The organism is uncultured Methylobacterium sp. (assembly GCF_964242245.1).
Taxonomy (GTDB): Bacteria; Pseudomonadota; Alphaproteobacteria; order Rhizobiales; family Beijerinckiaceae; genus Methylobacterium.
The window spans coordinates 1-14,575 of record NZ_CAXTBY010000101.1 but is presented as its reverse complement, the minus strand read 5'-3'; the positions used below and the strand labels follow the sequence as shown (position 1 = coordinate 14,575).

The following is a 14,575-nucleotide window of genomic DNA, read 5'->3' as shown; positions in this document are numbered from 1 at the left end:
TCCTCGGCCGGGATGGTCGTCAGATCGAGCGCGATGCCCTTGGCCGTCTCCAGCACGGCGAACGCGCGCCGCAGGCAACCGCGACGGCTACATCTTCCAGGCAAGGCAGTTCTGGCAGCATGCCGCCCGGCTGCTCGATCAACTGCCCGGCGTGCCGAAGTGGGTGGTGGGCGACCGCGGCTACTCCAGCCATCGCTTCCGCGACCCCATCTGGAACACGGGCGCTCGCCCGGCGATCCCGACCAAGCGCAACGAGGCGCCACTCGCTTGCCCGGACCGGGTCTACACCAACCGAAACATCGTCGAACGGCTCTGGGCGCGCCTCAAAGAATGGCGCGCCGTCGCCACCGGCTACGAGAAGACCGCCCTCAGCTTCACAGGCGTCCTCTGCCTCGCCGCCCCCCTCGATTGGATGAAGTCACGACAGGCCCTAGGACGGAAGCCTTGAGTTGGGCGCAGGCCCTAGGACTCAACCGACCGGACCGTATCCGGCAGACCATCCTGCTGTGCGTCGCCGCGCTCTTTCTCGGATATCAGGGCATCAACGCCTTCGTGCCGAACGCCGACATGATCCTGGCGACGCGCGTGCTCGCCGCTGGGTTCTACATGGCGCTGCTGTACGTCTACGGGTCCGACGCGTGGCTGGCACTGAAGACCGCGACCCCGAAGCGAAGCGACTTCCTGGTGGTCGGCATCTGGATCGGCTTCGCGTCCCATTTCTGGCAGGACGTCTACTCGATCGTCTACCGGCTTGCGCCCTCGGAGTGGCTCCTGAACGCCGAGATCATCTCGCCCGGAGTCCTGCTCTCGGCGATCGCCGTGGTGCTGCATGTCAGCGCCCCGGGCGCGGTCGACGGTACGGTGCCCCGCCGCAACCGCATTGCGCTCGGGGCCGGCGTCGGGTTCGCGATGTTACTGGTCGGCTTGTTGCTTGTCACGCGACCGGACATCCGGCCCTTTGTCGACGGGCTTCGCCCCTGGATCGGCGATTTCTGGCATACGGGCGGCTTGCCACAGTCTATACACGGCTGATTCCTGACTGACCCATCCCCAACGACCGAGAAAGCTAAAAGCCCAGCCAGCCTCGCGCTGAGCCGGAATTTTTATGTTCCGGCTCAGCGCGGTACTTGTTTGGTGTTGCGGGACGTGTCCCTCGTGGTCGATCGCCCCTAACACTCGTGGTGCTCTGATGGGGATTGTGCGCTTCGTCCTCGCGATGGTCGTCCTGATTGGCCATACACGCCCCTCTGCCTTCTTGATTGGTGGCGACGTCGCCGTAGAACTTTTTTTTGCGATCAGTGGTTTTTTGATTTCCTACATTTTAAGGATGCAGCCAGCATACAAGGACAAGAAAAAGTTCTTCGTAAACCGCGCGCTGCGCATCTATCCAATTTATTTTGTCGTCGCGATTGCAACACTACTGCTTTGGGTTACGCGAGCAGAATGGCTCGCAGGATTTTCGAGTTTGAATATACCTACCAAAGTTTTTCTGATCGCATGCAACGTTCTCCTATTCGGTCAGGACTGGCTATTGTTCTTGCAACAGGATCACGGAGGTCTCGCGCCGACAGCGGATTTCCGACAGACGGACCCGCAACTCTGGGGCTATGCACTCGTGCCCCCGGCATGGAGCTTAGGAACGGAACTGACCTTCTACGCTCTTGCCCCCTTCATCATGCGTCGTAGAGCCATCCTCGTCACAATCCTTACTGCGTCGTTTTTGGCCAAATTCATGGCATGGGGATGGGGTCTGCAACACGATCCGTGGTCTTTCCGGTTCTTTCCATTCGAACTTTGGGTGTTCCTGCTGGGCGCGCTGTCGGAGCAGATTCTGGCACCAGTCGTCGCGGCGTCCGTGCGTGCCCCGGCATGGGGTGTTGCTTCCGTTCTGCTGACATTCGCTGCGTTTGCGGCGGTTCCGCAGATCGAGATCGGCCTTTACGGCGCGTCCTTCCTCCTGATCTTCGCTCTTGTTCTCGCGCTCCCCGGACTGATGGCATTCCAACGTAGCCGTCCGTGGGACGTGTGGATCGGCGACCTGTCCTATCCTCTGTACCTTTGCCACTGGCTGGTCATCGTTGCCGTACGAGCTGTGGGGCACAAGATCCCGATCCTGGCGCCGTGGGCGGTTGACGTGGCGATCGTGATCTTGGCGGTCGTGCTGGCTATCGTCCTAGAACGCTTCGTTACGCGACCCGTCGAGCGACTACGCAGAAAGTTGCGCGGTACGCAGGCGCCCATCTATGCGCTCGAGGGTGCGAGAATTCCGACAGTCAAAGTTTTATAGCCAGGATGACGACCTACGGCCCCGCCCGGCACCCGCCGCGGCGGGTTTTTCGTGCGCCCACGCGCTCCCGGTCAGCCGCTCCAAGGCCTCCCAAGCCCACCGCGGATCATATCCGCCGGCCGGCCGAGCCAGGACGCAACGAGCGCTTGCGGGTTGCCCGCACCGGATCGCCCGTTCACGATCAATCGGCCGCCGCTTCACGGGGGGATGCGCCCACAAAGAACTGCCGCGCGGACGGGAGATCCAAGGCCATCACCAGAGCGGCCTTCAGCGCTTGCTGGGTTGAGGCTTGCGATAGGAGGCGGCCCGCCCCACGCGACCGGGGCGGCTCTCGGCGGGCCGTGATCTCCTCCACCAAGGCATCGATCCGCGCCTCGACGGTCTGATCCGCGTCGGCGACCTCATCAAGGAGGCCGCGCCGCACAAGTTCGGCGTTGAGTGCCGAGCCGAAGCCGATGAACTCGTGCCCGATATCCTCCATGATCGTCGCGAGCTCCAAAGGCAGGTCCGGCGAGGCGCAGATCTGCGCCACCATGTCGGCGTAGAGCGGCACGGTCACCTCGCGGTAGAGCCGAAAGAACAGCACGCTTTGCGAAGGTCGCGATGGCATCAGATCTCGGTTTCCAGTGGTTTCGGGTAACGGCCGACCTTGGCGCCAAGGTCGAGAAGGATCACGTCGACCAGCTCGCGCAGGTCCGGATGGTGGCGGACCGTCTCGCGCAGGGCGCAGGCCTGCGCGACGGCCCGCTCGATCCATTCGTCCGGGCGTTCTCGATCCTGATCCATCGATGCGGCGCGGCTCAAGAGGGGGCGTGCCGACCGGGTCACGCCACGAGACGGTCCGGGAGAGCCGGTGCAGGCGATGGCGACCGGCGACCATCGACGGCGAGTTCAGATCCGTGCGCGGCGAGCGCCATCTGCGCCGTGGCAAGGGTATGCGGCGTCAGGCGCGCGATGATCGGCAGGACCAGCCCGCCGTCGTAGGTGGTCGGCAGGGCCAGCGGCTCCACATCCCAACCCATGTCCATGACCCGGTCCGACAGCATCGGATGGGTCTGCACCAGCAGGGCCTCGATCCCGACCGCCTCCGCAGCGCGTGCTACGGCCGCGAAGTGGGCTTTCGTAAACTCTCGGGCGCCCCGGCCTTCGCGCTTGCGCGGCGCGACGGCGTGCCGGGTCCACTCGTAGAGCCGCGGGCCAGTGGGCAATGGCGTGCCCTGCATGATCTCCGGGTAGACATGGCTGACGAGGTGCGGGCGCGTCGTCGGCAGGAGGCGCGCGTAGGCGACGATCTCCTCGAACTCCTCCCCTACCACGTGGACGCAGCCTGGGCCGTCGAACTGGTCGCGCTCTCGCCCGTCGGGCTTGCGGCAAGCCTCCCACTTCAGATGATCGACGAAGAAGCCATGACGAAATCTGTATATTCTATCCGTAAAGTCAGGAAAATCGGTGTCGATATCACCCGTTATCAGTCGAAACACGGCCGACACCTCCGCGTAAACTGCAGAAATAATCTCTAGTTTAGGCTCAGCCGGGCATCCGTAAATTTACGGATAGACTTTTATCGGTTCAGGCGATGAGCCCTCGCCGGATCGCTTCGGCCACGCACTGGACCCGGCTGACCGTGTCGAGCTTGCGCGCGGCGCTGGCGAGGTGCTGCTCCACCGTCCGGGAGGAGATCGACAGAATCGCGGCGATGTCCCACGCGGTCTTTCCGGCCGACGCAGGGGAACGCGGAGGTCCGGTTGGGCACCGCGGTTGGCAGGTAGCGCCGACAGATCAGCAGGCCTGCGTCGGTCTTGCTGAACCGGCAGTTCGGCATTCCTCGGTCATCGCGCGCGCCTCGACAGGAAACTGCCGAGACGGATCGCCGAGCGGGGATCGGGGCCGGAGAGGGCGTGCGAATGTCGAGCGGTGGGGTAGTTGGTGGGGCTGGACGATCGTTCCGCTAAATTCCCCTTAGCGCACAGAGGGTCTTGGCGGAGAGGGGGGGACTGTACCGCCAGAGCAGAAAACCCTGTAAAATCAACGATGTTTCGTTCGGGCAATCGCTTGCTTTGTACCAGCATTTTGTGCCGACCGTCTAGCCAATTCCTCGGACGCGAAACCTCCGCTGCTGCTTCGGGTTGACCCGAGCCAGCACAACAGGCGGCAAAGGTCGAGAGAGGTTGAAAGCATTCCAACAATGCGCTTTGAGAAAACAGCCGCAGGTTATGGCGATCTCGACGACCGCGCGTTCAAGCTTAAGCGCCTCTACTACCCCCAATATCCCTACAATCTTCAGCATCAACTCAAAGCTAAACCAGCCGATGAGATCGGTCGGGACAAAGGCGGCTTCGAGCAGCAGCGCACGGCGCGCGCGGAGGACCGTCTACGGCGCGAGACCCTAAAACTTTGGGCCGATGGGACCCTGCGCCCTAGCGCGCCCCGACCTGTGAAGATCTACAGCGTACACGACGCCCGTGACCTCGCGATACGCCTCAAGCGGCCGGCGGGAGGTGGCCCCCCAGCCCAGACCTTTGCCTCGGCCGCCTACATGCGCCGCTTCCGCCTCCGGTTCGTCGGCGCAGTGCTGAAGCTGATCCGCGACAATCCGGCGGCCGAGGTGGGGCTCGTCACGATCATCCCGCGGGACTGGCGGATTCGTGGTCGCGATCTGCCGGCGATCAAACCTAAGCAGTACCTGGAGCGATTTCGGCAACAGCTTGTCCGTGCCGGCCTCAAGGATGCCGACGGCTGGCTCATCGCTTTCCTGCACGGCGACTACGATCCCAGCCACGACACCTACCAGCTTCACTTGCACGTCGTTGCGACCGGCGGCTTGGTTCCCCTCCTCAGGCAACTCAAGGCCCTGCCGATCTATCGCCGCGGCGACCCGACGGCGCCGGGCTTCGTCCGCCAGCCCATCCGGGTGCTCTCCCTAAAGGACCCGGAGCGACGCGTGTCCTACTACCTCGGCCAAGCTTTTTGGCCATCGAAGCCAAGCTACATGAAGGACGGCGTGTGGCGACGCCATCCGCGTCGGCAGCGCATCCCCAATCCCCGGCTCGCGGAATGGCTGATGTGGATCGACCGGCAAAGCTTTGGCGATCTGCTGATGCTGCGTGGCTGTCGCATCGGGGGCGGGACGCTCACGCTCCAAGGGAACGCGAGCCGGACGGCCTGAGCGGTCGCTTTCCCGCGTCATCCCTGGCCGGGAAAAGGAAGTGCAGCGGCTCCCAGATGTCAGGCTCGGTCTCGACTTTCCCGCCGCCTCCCTGAACCGGAGGGTCCGCCCCGGCCGTGGATGCTAATTTCCCACTTTTCCCGCATTTCTCGCTGAGAATGGCATAGCGGCTTGCGCATCGTAGCCGGTGGTCGTAGTGTTGTGGCTGATCATCAGGTCCTCTCTGCGCCATCAAGGCTTTTCCACCGTGGAAGCGGGGCGTGTCACGCGCTCGCAGGCTGCTGCCATGCGTGATCGGCGGCAAAGCCATGTACGTTTTCTGCCCGCAGACCCCGACCTCTTTTCCCGGCCTTTCCCGAGCTACCTTTAGGAAGGAACCATGCCACCCCAGAGCAAAAAGCAGGTGATTGTCCGCCCTGTACCCAAGGTGCCGAGTGCGAGCGAGGGTAGTCGTCCCTCGGTCGTCAAATGCCTGGATCAGCACGGCCAATCGTGGTTGCGCGTCAGCTATCACGGTGGGACGGCCACGGGTTCCGTCGCCGACCTCCTCGCGAATGAGGGTGGATTCTTCGCGCACCTCAACAGGCAGGGCGTGCTGATCGTCACGCTGCCTGCCCGCAACCATGTGAAGGCTGAGGCTGAGCGGGCGAAGGCGGCCGAGCAGGTCTATATCGTCGAGACCTCCGGCTGGCAGGGGCCGCATTTCATCCGAGCCGGGGACCCCATTCCGGCCAAGCTCTTCGGCGTGCCGGCCATTGATGTCCGCTCCAACCCGAAGTCCTCAGGTGCCCCTCAGGGCTCGTTTGAGACGTGGAAGTCGGAGGTGCGCCGCCTGGCCAACGAACAGGCGCTGCTCACGTTCGTCCTGGCCTGCGCCCTCGTTCCTCTTCTGCCCCGCCTTGTGCCCGAGCTCGACGACAATCCAGGCTTCGAGCTGCTCGGCGTCACTACCCTCGGCAAGAGCGTCCTGCTCAAGCTTGCGGCGTCGGTTCACGGCGCGCCTTCCGATCTCGTCCGTCACTGGAACACCACCGTGAACGGGCTGGAGCGCCCGATGGCCGAGGCCAATGACAGCGTGCTGCTCCTCGATGAGATCAGCGAGTACCTGGAGGGCGGAGGTGCCGACCTTCGGCATACCCTGGCCCGGGCCATGTTCAAGCTGGCGCATGGGATCGAGAAGGAGCGTCACGACCGGCCCGCCACCCGCTACCGTTTCGCCTTCCTCAGCTCCACCAACATTGCCCTGGCGGATGTGATGCGCGGTTTGCCGCCGGCCGAGGCGGAAGCCATCGGCGTGCGGGTCGCCACGATCCCGGCCGCGGCCTCGCGCTATGGTGTGTTCGACCGCTTGCCACCCGGATGCGCGACCAGCAAGGCGGCCGCGGACGAGGTCGTTCAGGTCGCGACAGAGCATCATGGCCATGCGGCTCGTGCCTTCACGGCCGAGCTTGAGCGCCGCCTCGCAACGTCCCTCGGCCGGGCGTTGCTGAAGCGCCGCATGGTGCGGAACCTAAACGCCTTTCGCCGTCGGGCTGGGCTCGCTGGCGCGGAAGACAAGGCTGCCGCTCGCGCCGGCGACAAGTTCGCCCTCGCCTACGTGGCGGCGCATTTCGCCCGCCGTTGGGGCATCCTGCCGCTCGATCACGTCGGCTCGCGCATCTTGGAGGTGTACCGGCGCCAAGCGGCCCCACCGGAGCCGGTGGCTGCGCCGCGAACGGCCGGGGAGCGGGTGCAGCAATACGTCATCCGGGGGCGGTCGAAGCTGATCGACCTGCGCGATGGGATCTATCCTGATCTAGACAAGGCCGCCCTCGACGCCACGCCAGGATTCCTGGCGAGCCGGCACGGCAACGGCTTGTACCTTATGCTGCGCAAGGCCCAGTGGGATGCCGCCTTCGGCGATGCGGGTCTCGCCATGCTTCGCGAGCTCAAGGCCGCCGGCCGGCTCTGGACCAATGCCGGCCCGTTGCAGTGTCAGGCCAAGCTTCGCGCGAACATGCCAAAGGATCGCGTGTACGCCGTGCGTCTCGATCAGACCTGATTGAGGCGGGACAAGGCGGAAGAGAACCAAAGCCGGGGTAAGGAACGGCCGCTCGCGCTTCCAGTTCATGAGGTTGTCGTAAGCCCGGGTCCGTACTGTCCGGCTAGGAGCTGAGGAGATCGGGCATGACTTCAACGGCCGTCACGAGACCTGAACCGACGCCCTTCTGGTCCGCCCTGTTCACCGACCGGCGGATCGCCCCGGCCCTCGGGCTCGGCTTCACGTCGGGCATCCCGTTCCTGCTCGTCTACTCGACGCAATCGGCCTGGCTGTCCGACGCCGGGATCTCCATCGCGACCATCGGCCTGCTGAGCGAGCTGACGCTGGCCTACAAGTTCAAGTTCCTGTGGGCGCCGTTCCTGGACCGGTACGACGCGCCCGTCCTCGGGCGTCTGCTCGGCAGACGACGCGGCTGGATCGTCGCCGCGCAGCTCGGCGTCGCGGCGGCGCTCGCCGGCGTCGCCTTCGGCGACCCGGCGCACCTGCTCGCCTGGACGGTCGTGTTCTCGCTGGCCCTGGGCTTCGCCGGCGCGACGCTCGACCTCGTCATAGACGGTTGGCGCATCACCAGCGTCCGGCCCCCCGAGAAGCAGGCCGTGCTCTCGTCCTGGACGGAGATCGGCTGGCGGGTCGGCAACCTCGCGGCGGGAGCGGGCGCCCTGTTCCTGGCCGACCGGATCGGCTGGCGCGGCGCCTACCTCTGCATGGGCGCGCTGATGCTCGCGGGCACGCTCGCGGCCGTGCTCGCGCCCGAGCCGCCCTCGGACAAGGCCGCCCACCTCCCCGAAGCGGGCTTCGTCGAGACGATCTGGGCGCCGATCCGGGAGTTCCTGACCCGGCTCGGCCCCACGGCGCCGGTCATCCTGCTGCTCGTCGCCGGCTTCCGGATGCCGGGCTACGTCGCGAGCGCGATGGCGGTGCCGCTGTTCAAGCACCAGGGCTTCTCCAACACCGACATCGCGACCGTGACCAAGCTGTTCGGCTTCTGGATCGCGCTCGGCGGCACGTTCCTGGCCGGCGCCCTCATCCCCCGGATTGGGATGCTGCCGAGCCTCCTGATCGGCACGGTGGCAGGCTCGGCCTCGCACCTGAGCCTGGCCTACCTCGCTGCGCACGGGGGCGATGGCGGGACGGCCTTCTGGACCTTCGCGGTCGCCGTCGGCGTCGACGGCTTCGCCTACGCCTTCGCGTCGGTCGTTCTGATAACCTACATGTCAACCCTCGCCTCGGCTGACCATGCGGCGAGCCAATTCGGGCTGCTGACGTCGCTGTGCGCCTTCCCGGGCAGCGTGCTGGCGGGTTTCTCGGGCTTCGCCATCGAGCGGACGGGCTTCACCTGGTTCTTCGTCTGGACGTCGCTGATCGGCATCCCGGTGGCACTGCTAGCGATCTACGTCTGGGCCAAGGTCGGCATCTCCGATGAGGCCGCCCCGCGGCCCGCCGCGACGCACGGATGAGTCTTGGCGGACTTCGGTAAAGGCGAGCCTGAGCCACGGACTGGCAGGGCCTCAGAGCGCCATCGGGTCCCTGCTAACGGGGACAGGACGGACCGAGGACCCGGAAATTTCCCCGAACGAGGCCCGTCAAGACGTCGGCTCATACCTCGTGGAGGCCGTAGGGGCGCAGCGCATGAGGCCGAGGGTCCGGCTGCGATCCAGGCCCGCGATCCTTCCAATGACTTCAGCCCGCGCGGTTGCGGCCGCGCGGGCATTTACCGCCAGGTTTTGGGCGAACCCCTGGCGGCACTCGGCGTGGACACGGCCAGCGCGAACGTCCGGGTCGAGCGGGCTCCGCGCACGGCCGATGCCGCCGGTGGGCGTTCGTCGGCTCGTCATGGGGCACGCCTAGGGTTGTCTCGAACCAGGGCCGCCGTTCAATGTCGAACCAGCCAGACGATCCCGCCCACGGCGCCGCTCGGCTCGCGGCCGTCACGGTCGATTGCTACAACGCCGAACTGCACGACGAGACCGGCGGCTTCCTCGGCGACCGCGCCAGCAGCCGAGCCTTCCAGGCCATGCTGGAGGACTGGCGGGAGCGCCTGCGGCCTCTGGGTGAGAGCGGAGCTTCCAGCGATCCCCTCGCCAGGGCGACCGGTGGTCACTACGACCGGGGGCATCTGAACTCGGTGCTGGCCGAGGGCGATCCCGAGGCCGCCGGCGTCATCATGGGCACCCTGGAAGATTTCGCGCAGGAAATCGCCACGACCACCCGGCGCTTCCTGCGCATGGACGGCTGGACCGGAACCGAGCGGATCGCGGTGGGCGGCGGCTTCCGGGACGGCCGGCTCGGGGAGCTCGCCATCGGACGGGCCAGTGTTCTCCTGCGAGTCGGTGGTGCCGTTCGTCTCACACCCATGCGCCATCATCCCGACGAGGCCGGCCTGATCGGGGCGGTCCACCTCATGCCGCCTGCTCTGCTCGACGCGGGCGAGGCCATCCTGGCGGTGGACATCGGCGGCACGAAGGTGCGGGCCGGCGTCGTCCTGACCGAACGCGGCAGCGCCGCTGACCTGTCACGGGCCGAGGTGTGGCAGTCCAAGCTCTGGTGCCACAGGGATGACCCGGACGCGACGCGGGACGGGGCCGTCGCGACCCTGGTCGGCCTGCTCCGTGACCTGCTCACCGAGGCTCGGGCGGCGGGCGTCGGCATGGCGCCCTTCATCGGCATCGGCTGCCCTGGGCTCATCGACCGTGACGGAACGGTCATCCGCGGCGGTCAGAACCTCCCCGGCGGAGACTGGGAGGCGCAGGGCTTCAACCTGGTTCGAGCCCTGAGAGAGGCGCTTCCGGAGCTCGGCGGGCGTCCGACCCGGATCTGCTTGCACAACGATGCCGTCGTCCAAGGGCTCAGCGAGGTGCCCTTCATGCGCGATGTCGAGCGTTGGGGGGCGCTGACGGTCGGCACCGGGCTCGGAAACGCCCGCTTCACCAACCGCTGATCCTGATCTACTTGCGCTTCCCAGCACCTCTCCAACCTGTACTCCGAAAGGGTCTCGGGCAGAGCCATTCGTCGAGCCACTCGACCCTCATCGGCCCGTGCGCGGTCGTCCTCGCGGGGCACCGCGCAACCATGAGGGTCTGAAGTCTCCCGCAATCAGTCGCACGGCGTCATATCCACCTGCATCGTGCCGCCGGCAAGCTGACCGAGTTCCGGGAACGGGGCGCTCTCGCGGATCGCGCGGTGCGCCGCCTCGACCGCCGCCTGCAACTGCTCGGGCGTCGCGCGCTGGCTGGTCGAGCGCAGCAGCTTCGGCGCCTCGGCCATCTCGGCATCAAAGTTGAGGGTCACGGCGAAGGTCAGCCACAGGCTCGCGTCGTCCCGCAACGCTTCGGGGATCGCCCAGACCTGCCGCAGGCGATGCGCCATCGCCCGTTCCGGCCCGCGCCGTGGTGGATTGATCCGGCAGCGGAGGTCTGGCGGCGAGGGTGCGACTGGCGGTGCGCTCAATGAGCCGCCGGTTGCCGTCGGCGTGTTCGGAGCCGCTGGACCGCTCGTCCGACTACCCTGCGTGCTGCGGCGCGGGCCATTGTCGGGCGTGGAGATCCGGCAGGGGCTGAACACGATGCGGATGCGCAGCGGGCTGCTGTTGAGGAGATACTCGTCCGCCCGCGGCGCCGTGACATGGATGATGCCGTAGGGCGGCGTCACCGTGCGCAGCACCGCAAGGCTCGCCGTGTCCGCGCCGTCCACGCGGCAGAAGAAGCCCTGGCCCGACGTGCCGCTGCTGCCCAGGCGGCCCGAGAGGTGGACCATCCAGCCCGTGGCGGCCGGCTCGATGCCGCTCACCCCGACGTTGAAGTCGATGCCCTGGGACAGCGAAGCTCGGAAGTCCTCGCCCTGGAGCGGGTTCGTCAGCGCCATGATGGCGCGCTGCCCCATCCACTCGAAATCGGTGTAAGGGCCGCCCCCGGCGCCAGCACTGTCCCTGGCGTCCGGCACGGGGCGCGCTGCGGTCGCTTGGCGGGCCTGCTCCGCCGCAACCTGATCGCGCAACGTGCGGGTCGGTTCCAGCATCGTCAGAAGCGGCTTCGACGCCGGCACATCGCCAATCTCACGGCCGACCGCCTCCATCCGGGCGATGTAGCCGTCGAGGCGGGCAAGCTTCTGCTCGGGCGCCAGCGCGTCGATCTCGTTCTGCATGAAGGCCAGCAGCTCGTTCAGAAGCGGCAAAGCCTTCTGTCGGACCTCCTCGTTGCGGCGGGTCCGCTCGGTCTGTGCTGCACCCTCGGCCTGAGCACGCTGCGCGGCCGCCTCAGCCTCTGCCCGCCGCTGGTCCTCCTCGCGCCGGCGCTTCTCCGCCTCGTAGGCAGCGTCACTGCGCTGCCGCTCGGCGGCGGCGCGGGCTTCGGCGACCTTGGGGCGCAGCTCGGCCATCGCGGTGTCGATGACGCGGATCGCATCGTTGCGGTTGTAGTCGCCCATGCTCTGCCAGTCGGGCCGCCGCGTCTGGCAGGCGACGAAGTAGGCGCGGAAGTCGGCCAGATCCTGGTCCGTCCACTCGGCGAGCGCCTTGCCGTAGGGCTTCGGGGTGTACGGTGAGACCTCGTAGGAGAAGCTGTCGCTCATCGGCTTTCGGCAGCCGCCGATGCGGTCGAGGAAGTCGGTGATGGTGCTTGCCTGGGCGGCTGGCTCTGTGAGGGCGAGCAGACCGGCGGCGAGCGCGAGCGCACGAGGACGATTGGTCATCGAGGTATCTCCGAGGGCGTGACGGGGGGATGAGGCGTGGTCGCGCGAAGGGGCGGGCTACGAGCCGGAGACCTCGACGAAGAGGTTGTTGCCGCGCTGGAACAGCCGCCACGCGATGCGGCGGTCGCCCGAGTTCAGGGCGGCGAGGCCGGCGCAGTACCGCTCTGGCTTTCCCGGGTCGTGGCTGAGTTCCTTGACCTCATCGAGGGCGAGCAGCCGCGTGTTCCGGACCTTGGCGTCCTCGCCGTCCTCGATGGCCCGGCGCACGATCTCGCGCGTCGTGCTGGCCTCGCAGGTCGGGAAGCCCGCCGGGGTGCCGCGCGGCCAGAACAGGAAGACGAGGAACAACAGGGCCGGGGCCTTCCACCACCAGCCCGACCGGAGGGTCTTGGGCCGGCGCGGCTTCATCAGGCGCCGCTTTTGGTCCTCGTAGTCGGCGTCGTTGAGGACGCCACGGCGGTGCAGCTCGGCCAGCCGCTCGAAGGGATCAACCTCCGGTTTGAGACCCTCACCCGCCGCCCAGCGCCGCTCGATATCGGCGACGATGAGGGGGATAGATTCCTTCGTTTGGACGTCGGCGTAGGCCATCCGGAACTGATCGACGGCCGCCGCGCCGAGCGCCGACAGCCGTTCCACGGCGGCCTTGATTTCGGGATCGTAGGCCGCGAGCGAGGTCCAGCGGTTGCGGAACGCCTCGGTCTCGCCAGGACGCTGCTGCGACTTCGCGAAAGCCAGCGCGATCAGGGCCGGAGCGAAGAAGAAGCACGTTGCGGCCCAGCTTCGCTTGTTGAGTCCTTTGCGCTTGGCGAGATCCCAGGCGGCAAAAGCGGCCACCACTCCTATGAGGATTATCCACGCGAACGGCGAATCGGTACTCTCGTTCACGTTGCCCTCCCGAACTTGTGTTGTTGCTGATGAGCACGCAGCCGTTCCGTCGGGGTCCGCTCGCCGGTGACGCTGTGCGACGGCGCGGCGTCGCACAGCTCATTGTCACGCGCTCGGTCTGGCCCGGTCCCTTCGACGGGCTTCCCTGCCCGTGCGGACGGGGCTCGATGTCTAACGTAATCCATATCCAATAGTTCATGGATTAACGCGGTCAAGTTGCGTGCCTGAACCGCATGAGCGGACGGGGGCGCCTCGCGTGGAACCTGAGGCGGCTGCGCGGCGAACGCGGGCTGTCGCAGGAGACGCTTGCCGTCGATGCCGGCGTCGCCGCGCCGTACCTGAGCGGCATTGAGCGCGGTGTTCGGAACCCGACCGTTGATGTGCTGGACCGCTTGGCGGGGGCGCTCGGCGTCGAGATCGATGCCCTGCTTCGCGCACCCGATGCGGAAGACACGCCGCCCATGCCACTTCGCGCCGGCCGGAAGCCTGGTCGCCCTCGCACCCTGAAAGCCGGAGATACCGGCTGAGAGCTCTGGGGCGATGATCGTCGCGGCGATCACGTCAGTACTCCTCGGCCAGCATGACGGTAAGCACGCGCCGCGTGACGTTCGTGTCGGCCGGGTCGGGGGAGGCGTGGTGCCCGGAGCGGTCGTAGTAGTCGATCTTCGAGAACACACGCTCGCCCGCGACCTCGACGGCGCCGAAGTCGTGCTCGCGGTGCGGGTCGTTGTCGGCGTTGAAGCTGTCGAACGCGGCGACGGCGTCGAGGATGATCCCCTGGCGCTCGCGGCCGAGGGCAGCGATGCCGGGGGTGAGCACGAGCGTGCTGCCGCTGAGCGTGCGGCGCAGGATGTCGTTGAGCTTGGCGATGCGGCCCGCATCGAGGATGGCGGCGGTCATGGAAGCCTCAGGGGCGTGAGGGAGCGGGATGGCTGGTGCGGGCGGATCGCCGTCGCGAGGGGCGCCCGAGCCGGTCGCGCGGATCGGCTCGGGCGCGGCATTGAGGCGGTGGCCTACACCTCGCCGGGGGGCAGCAGGGCGAGTTCGCCGGCCTTGCGCAGGATCGTCGGCTGGGTGGGGAAGTCGCGCCAGCGCAGGGAGAAGACCCGACCGTTGCAGCCGATGACCTCGGCCTCCCACCACCCGTCCTCCGGCCCCTCATGAGCGAGGACGATGCTGCCGAGCCCGATCTGGTCGCGCTCGCCCGGCAGGGGCGCGCCGACGAAGATGTGCGCGCCGGGGCGCGGGGGCGCGACGGCGGCTGCGGGTGCGTCCTTCGGCTCGGCCGCCGCGGACGAGGGAGCGGCATCCTCCTGCGTCACGGCCGGTGTGTCCCCAGGCTCATCCGCGTAGGGAGTGGGTGCGGCCGCGGCGGGCGCCTCGGCCTTGGAGGGACGCTCGGCTTCCGAGGCTGGCTCGGTCGATTCGGCCGGCGCGGGCAGCGCGACGGCGACGCTGAGCCCGGCGCTGCCACCGGCGATCTCGACGAGGCGGGCGTAGAGGTCCTTGC

At 67.1% G+C, this 14,575-nt stretch carries 15 protein-coding genes and 1 pseudogene; 8 read left to right on the top strand and 8 right to left on the bottom strand.

Annotation, left to right across the window (positions count from 1 at the left end; all coding sequences use genetic code 11):
- The 3 genes from ACFE8Y_RS17080 to ACFE8Y_RS17070 form a co-directional block, all read left to right on the top strand.
- A partial coding sequence (locus ACFE8Y_RS17080) for a transposase (protein ID WP_375465579.1) occupies nucleotides 1-448 on the top strand: 448 nt, incomplete at its 5' end.
- Nucleotides 445-1,032: a hypothetical protein gene (locus ACFE8Y_RS17075; protein WP_375465578.1), complete on the top strand. Its 588-nt coding sequence runs from the start codon at nucleotides 445-447 to the stop codon at nucleotides 1,030-1,032. The genes ACFE8Y_RS17080 and ACFE8Y_RS17075, both read left to right, overlap by 4 nt.
- 166 nt (nucleotides 1,033-1,198) lie before the next feature.
- Entirely contained in the window at nucleotides 1,199-2,287 is a 1,089-nt protein-coding gene (locus ACFE8Y_RS17070; RefSeq protein WP_375465577.1) for an acyltransferase family protein, read from the top strand.
- A 181-nt stretch (nucleotides 2,288-2,468) separates the two neighbouring features.
- Here ACFE8Y_RS17070 and ACFE8Y_RS17065 read toward each other — a convergent pair whose 3' ends face one another.
- The 4 genes and pseudogenes from ACFE8Y_RS17065 to ACFE8Y_RS17050 form a co-directional block, all read right to left on the bottom strand.
- On the bottom strand, nucleotides 2,469-2,897 hold the full coding sequence (locus tag ACFE8Y_RS17065; protein WP_375465576.1) for a hypothetical protein: 429 nt from the start codon (nucleotides 2,895-2,897) through the stop codon (nucleotides 2,469-2,471).
- Complete coding sequence (locus tag ACFE8Y_RS17060; RefSeq protein WP_375465575.1) at nucleotides 2,897-3,091, bottom strand: hypothetical protein; 195 nt, start codon at nucleotides 3,089-3,091, stop codon at nucleotides 2,897-2,899. The genes ACFE8Y_RS17065 and ACFE8Y_RS17060 overlap by 1 nt, the downstream gene beginning before the upstream one ends.
- A 20-nt stretch (nucleotides 3,092-3,111) precedes the next feature.
- Nucleotides 3,112-3,768 carry an acyl-homoserine-lactone synthase gene (locus ACFE8Y_RS17055; protein WP_375465574.1) on the bottom strand — a complete coding sequence of 219 codons (657 nt, stop codon included), beginning with the start codon at nucleotides 3,766-3,768 and terminating at the stop codon, nucleotides 3,112-3,114.
- Nucleotides 3,769-3,856: 88 nt separating this feature from the next.
- Nucleotides 3,857-3,997 (bottom strand): annotated as a pseudogene (locus tag ACFE8Y_RS17050) (LuxR C-terminal-related transcriptional regulator); the annotation flags it as partial.
- 475 nt (nucleotides 3,998-4,472) lie between these two features.
- Between ACFE8Y_RS17050 and ACFE8Y_RS17045 the strand changes: the two are divergent.
- The 4 genes from ACFE8Y_RS17045 to ACFE8Y_RS17030 all read left to right on the top strand — a co-directional run bounded on the left by ACFE8Y_RS17045 (nucleotide 4,473) and on the right by ACFE8Y_RS17030 (nucleotide 10,432).
- Entirely contained in the window at nucleotides 4,473-5,453 is a 981-nt protein-coding gene (locus ACFE8Y_RS17045) for a hypothetical protein (RefSeq protein WP_375465573.1), read from the top strand.
- 379 nt (nucleotides 5,454-5,832) lie between these two features.
- The gene (locus ACFE8Y_RS17040) at nucleotides 5,833-7,494 is read left to right on the top strand and encodes a DUF927 domain-containing protein (protein ID WP_375465572.1); all 1,662 of its coding nucleotides are present in this window, start codon (nucleotides 5,833-5,835) and stop codon (nucleotides 7,492-7,494) included.
- A 125-nt stretch (nucleotides 7,495-7,619) separates the two neighbouring features.
- Nucleotides 7,620-8,951: an MFS transporter gene (locus ACFE8Y_RS17035; protein WP_375465571.1), complete on the top strand. Its 1,332-nt coding sequence runs from the start codon at nucleotides 7,620-7,622 to the stop codon at nucleotides 8,949-8,951.
- A 419-nt stretch (nucleotides 8,952-9,370) separates the two neighbouring features.
- Nucleotides 9,371-10,432, top strand: a complete 1,062-nt coding sequence (locus ACFE8Y_RS17030) for an ROK family protein (protein ID WP_375465570.1) — start codon at nucleotides 9,371-9,373, stop codon at nucleotides 10,430-10,432.
- Nucleotides 10,433-10,587: 155 nt separating this feature from the next.
- On the opposite strand, the gene ACFE8Y_RS17025 is transcribed toward ACFE8Y_RS17030, so the two are convergent.
- Nucleotides 10,588-12,180: a hypothetical protein gene (locus tag ACFE8Y_RS17025; protein ID WP_375465569.1), complete on the bottom strand. Its 1,593-nt coding sequence runs from the start codon at nucleotides 12,178-12,180 to the stop codon at nucleotides 10,588-10,590.
- Nucleotides 12,181-12,237: 57 nt separating this feature from the next.
- Nucleotides 12,238-13,161, bottom strand: a complete 924-nt coding sequence (locus ACFE8Y_RS17020; RefSeq protein ID WP_375465568.1) for a hypothetical protein — start codon at nucleotides 13,159-13,161, stop codon at nucleotides 12,238-12,240.
- 137 nt (nucleotides 13,162-13,298) lie between these two features.
- Here ACFE8Y_RS17020 and ACFE8Y_RS17015 point away from each other — a divergent pair, with 137 nt between their 5' ends.
- The gene (locus ACFE8Y_RS17015) at nucleotides 13,299-13,592 is read left to right on the top strand and encodes a helix-turn-helix domain-containing protein (protein WP_375465567.1); all 294 of its coding nucleotides are present in this window, start codon (nucleotides 13,299-13,301) and stop codon (nucleotides 13,590-13,592) included.
- A 34-nt stretch (nucleotides 13,593-13,626) separates the two neighbouring features.
- On the opposite strand, the gene ACFE8Y_RS17010 is transcribed toward ACFE8Y_RS17015, so the two are convergent.
- Both ACFE8Y_RS17010 and ACFE8Y_RS17005 read right to left on the bottom strand, forming a co-directional pair.
- Nucleotides 13,627-13,965, bottom strand: a complete 339-nt coding sequence (locus ACFE8Y_RS17010) for a DUF3768 domain-containing protein (RefSeq protein ID WP_375465566.1) — start codon at nucleotides 13,963-13,965, stop codon at nucleotides 13,627-13,629.
- A 113-nt stretch (nucleotides 13,966-14,078) separates the two neighbouring features.
- On the bottom strand, nucleotides 14,079-14,575 hold a 497-nt coding region (locus ACFE8Y_RS17005), incomplete at its 5' end, for a hypothetical protein (protein WP_375465565.1).

What these genes read in the sequence shown, in the direction of transcription:
- ACFE8Y_RS17040 (WP_375465572.1), top strand. Translation starts at nt 5,833, where the DNA reads ATGCCACCCCAGAGCAAAAAGCAGGTGATTGTCCGCCCTGTACCCAAG.
- ACFE8Y_RS17010 (WP_375465566.1), bottom strand. Translation starts at nt 13,965, where the DNA reads ATGACCGCCGCCATCCTCGATGCGGGCCGCATCGCCAAGCTCAACGAC.
- ACFE8Y_RS17045 (WP_375465573.1), top strand. Translation starts at nt 4,473, where the DNA reads ATGCGCTTTGAGAAAACAGCCGCAGGTTATGGCGATCTCGACGACCGC.
- ACFE8Y_RS17030 (WP_375465570.1), top strand. Translation starts at nt 9,371, where the DNA reads ATGTCGAACCAGCCAGACGATCCCGCCCACGGCGCCGCTCGGCTCGCG.
- ACFE8Y_RS17065 (WP_375465576.1), bottom strand. Translation starts at nt 2,897, where the DNA reads ATGCCATCGCGACCTTCGCAAAGCGTGCTGTTCTTTCGGCTCTACCGC.
- ACFE8Y_RS17035 (WP_375465571.1), top strand. Translation starts at nt 7,620, where the DNA reads ATGACTTCAACGGCCGTCACGAGACCTGAACCGACGCCCTTCTGGTCC.
- ACFE8Y_RS17015 (WP_375465567.1), top strand. Translation starts at nt 13,299, where the DNA reads ATGAGCGGACGGGGGCGCCTCGCGTGGAACCTGAGGCGGCTGCGCGGC.
- ACFE8Y_RS17025 (WP_375465569.1), bottom strand. Translation starts at nt 12,180, where the DNA reads ATGACCAATCGTCCTCGTGCGCTCGCGCTCGCCGCCGGTCTGCTCGCC.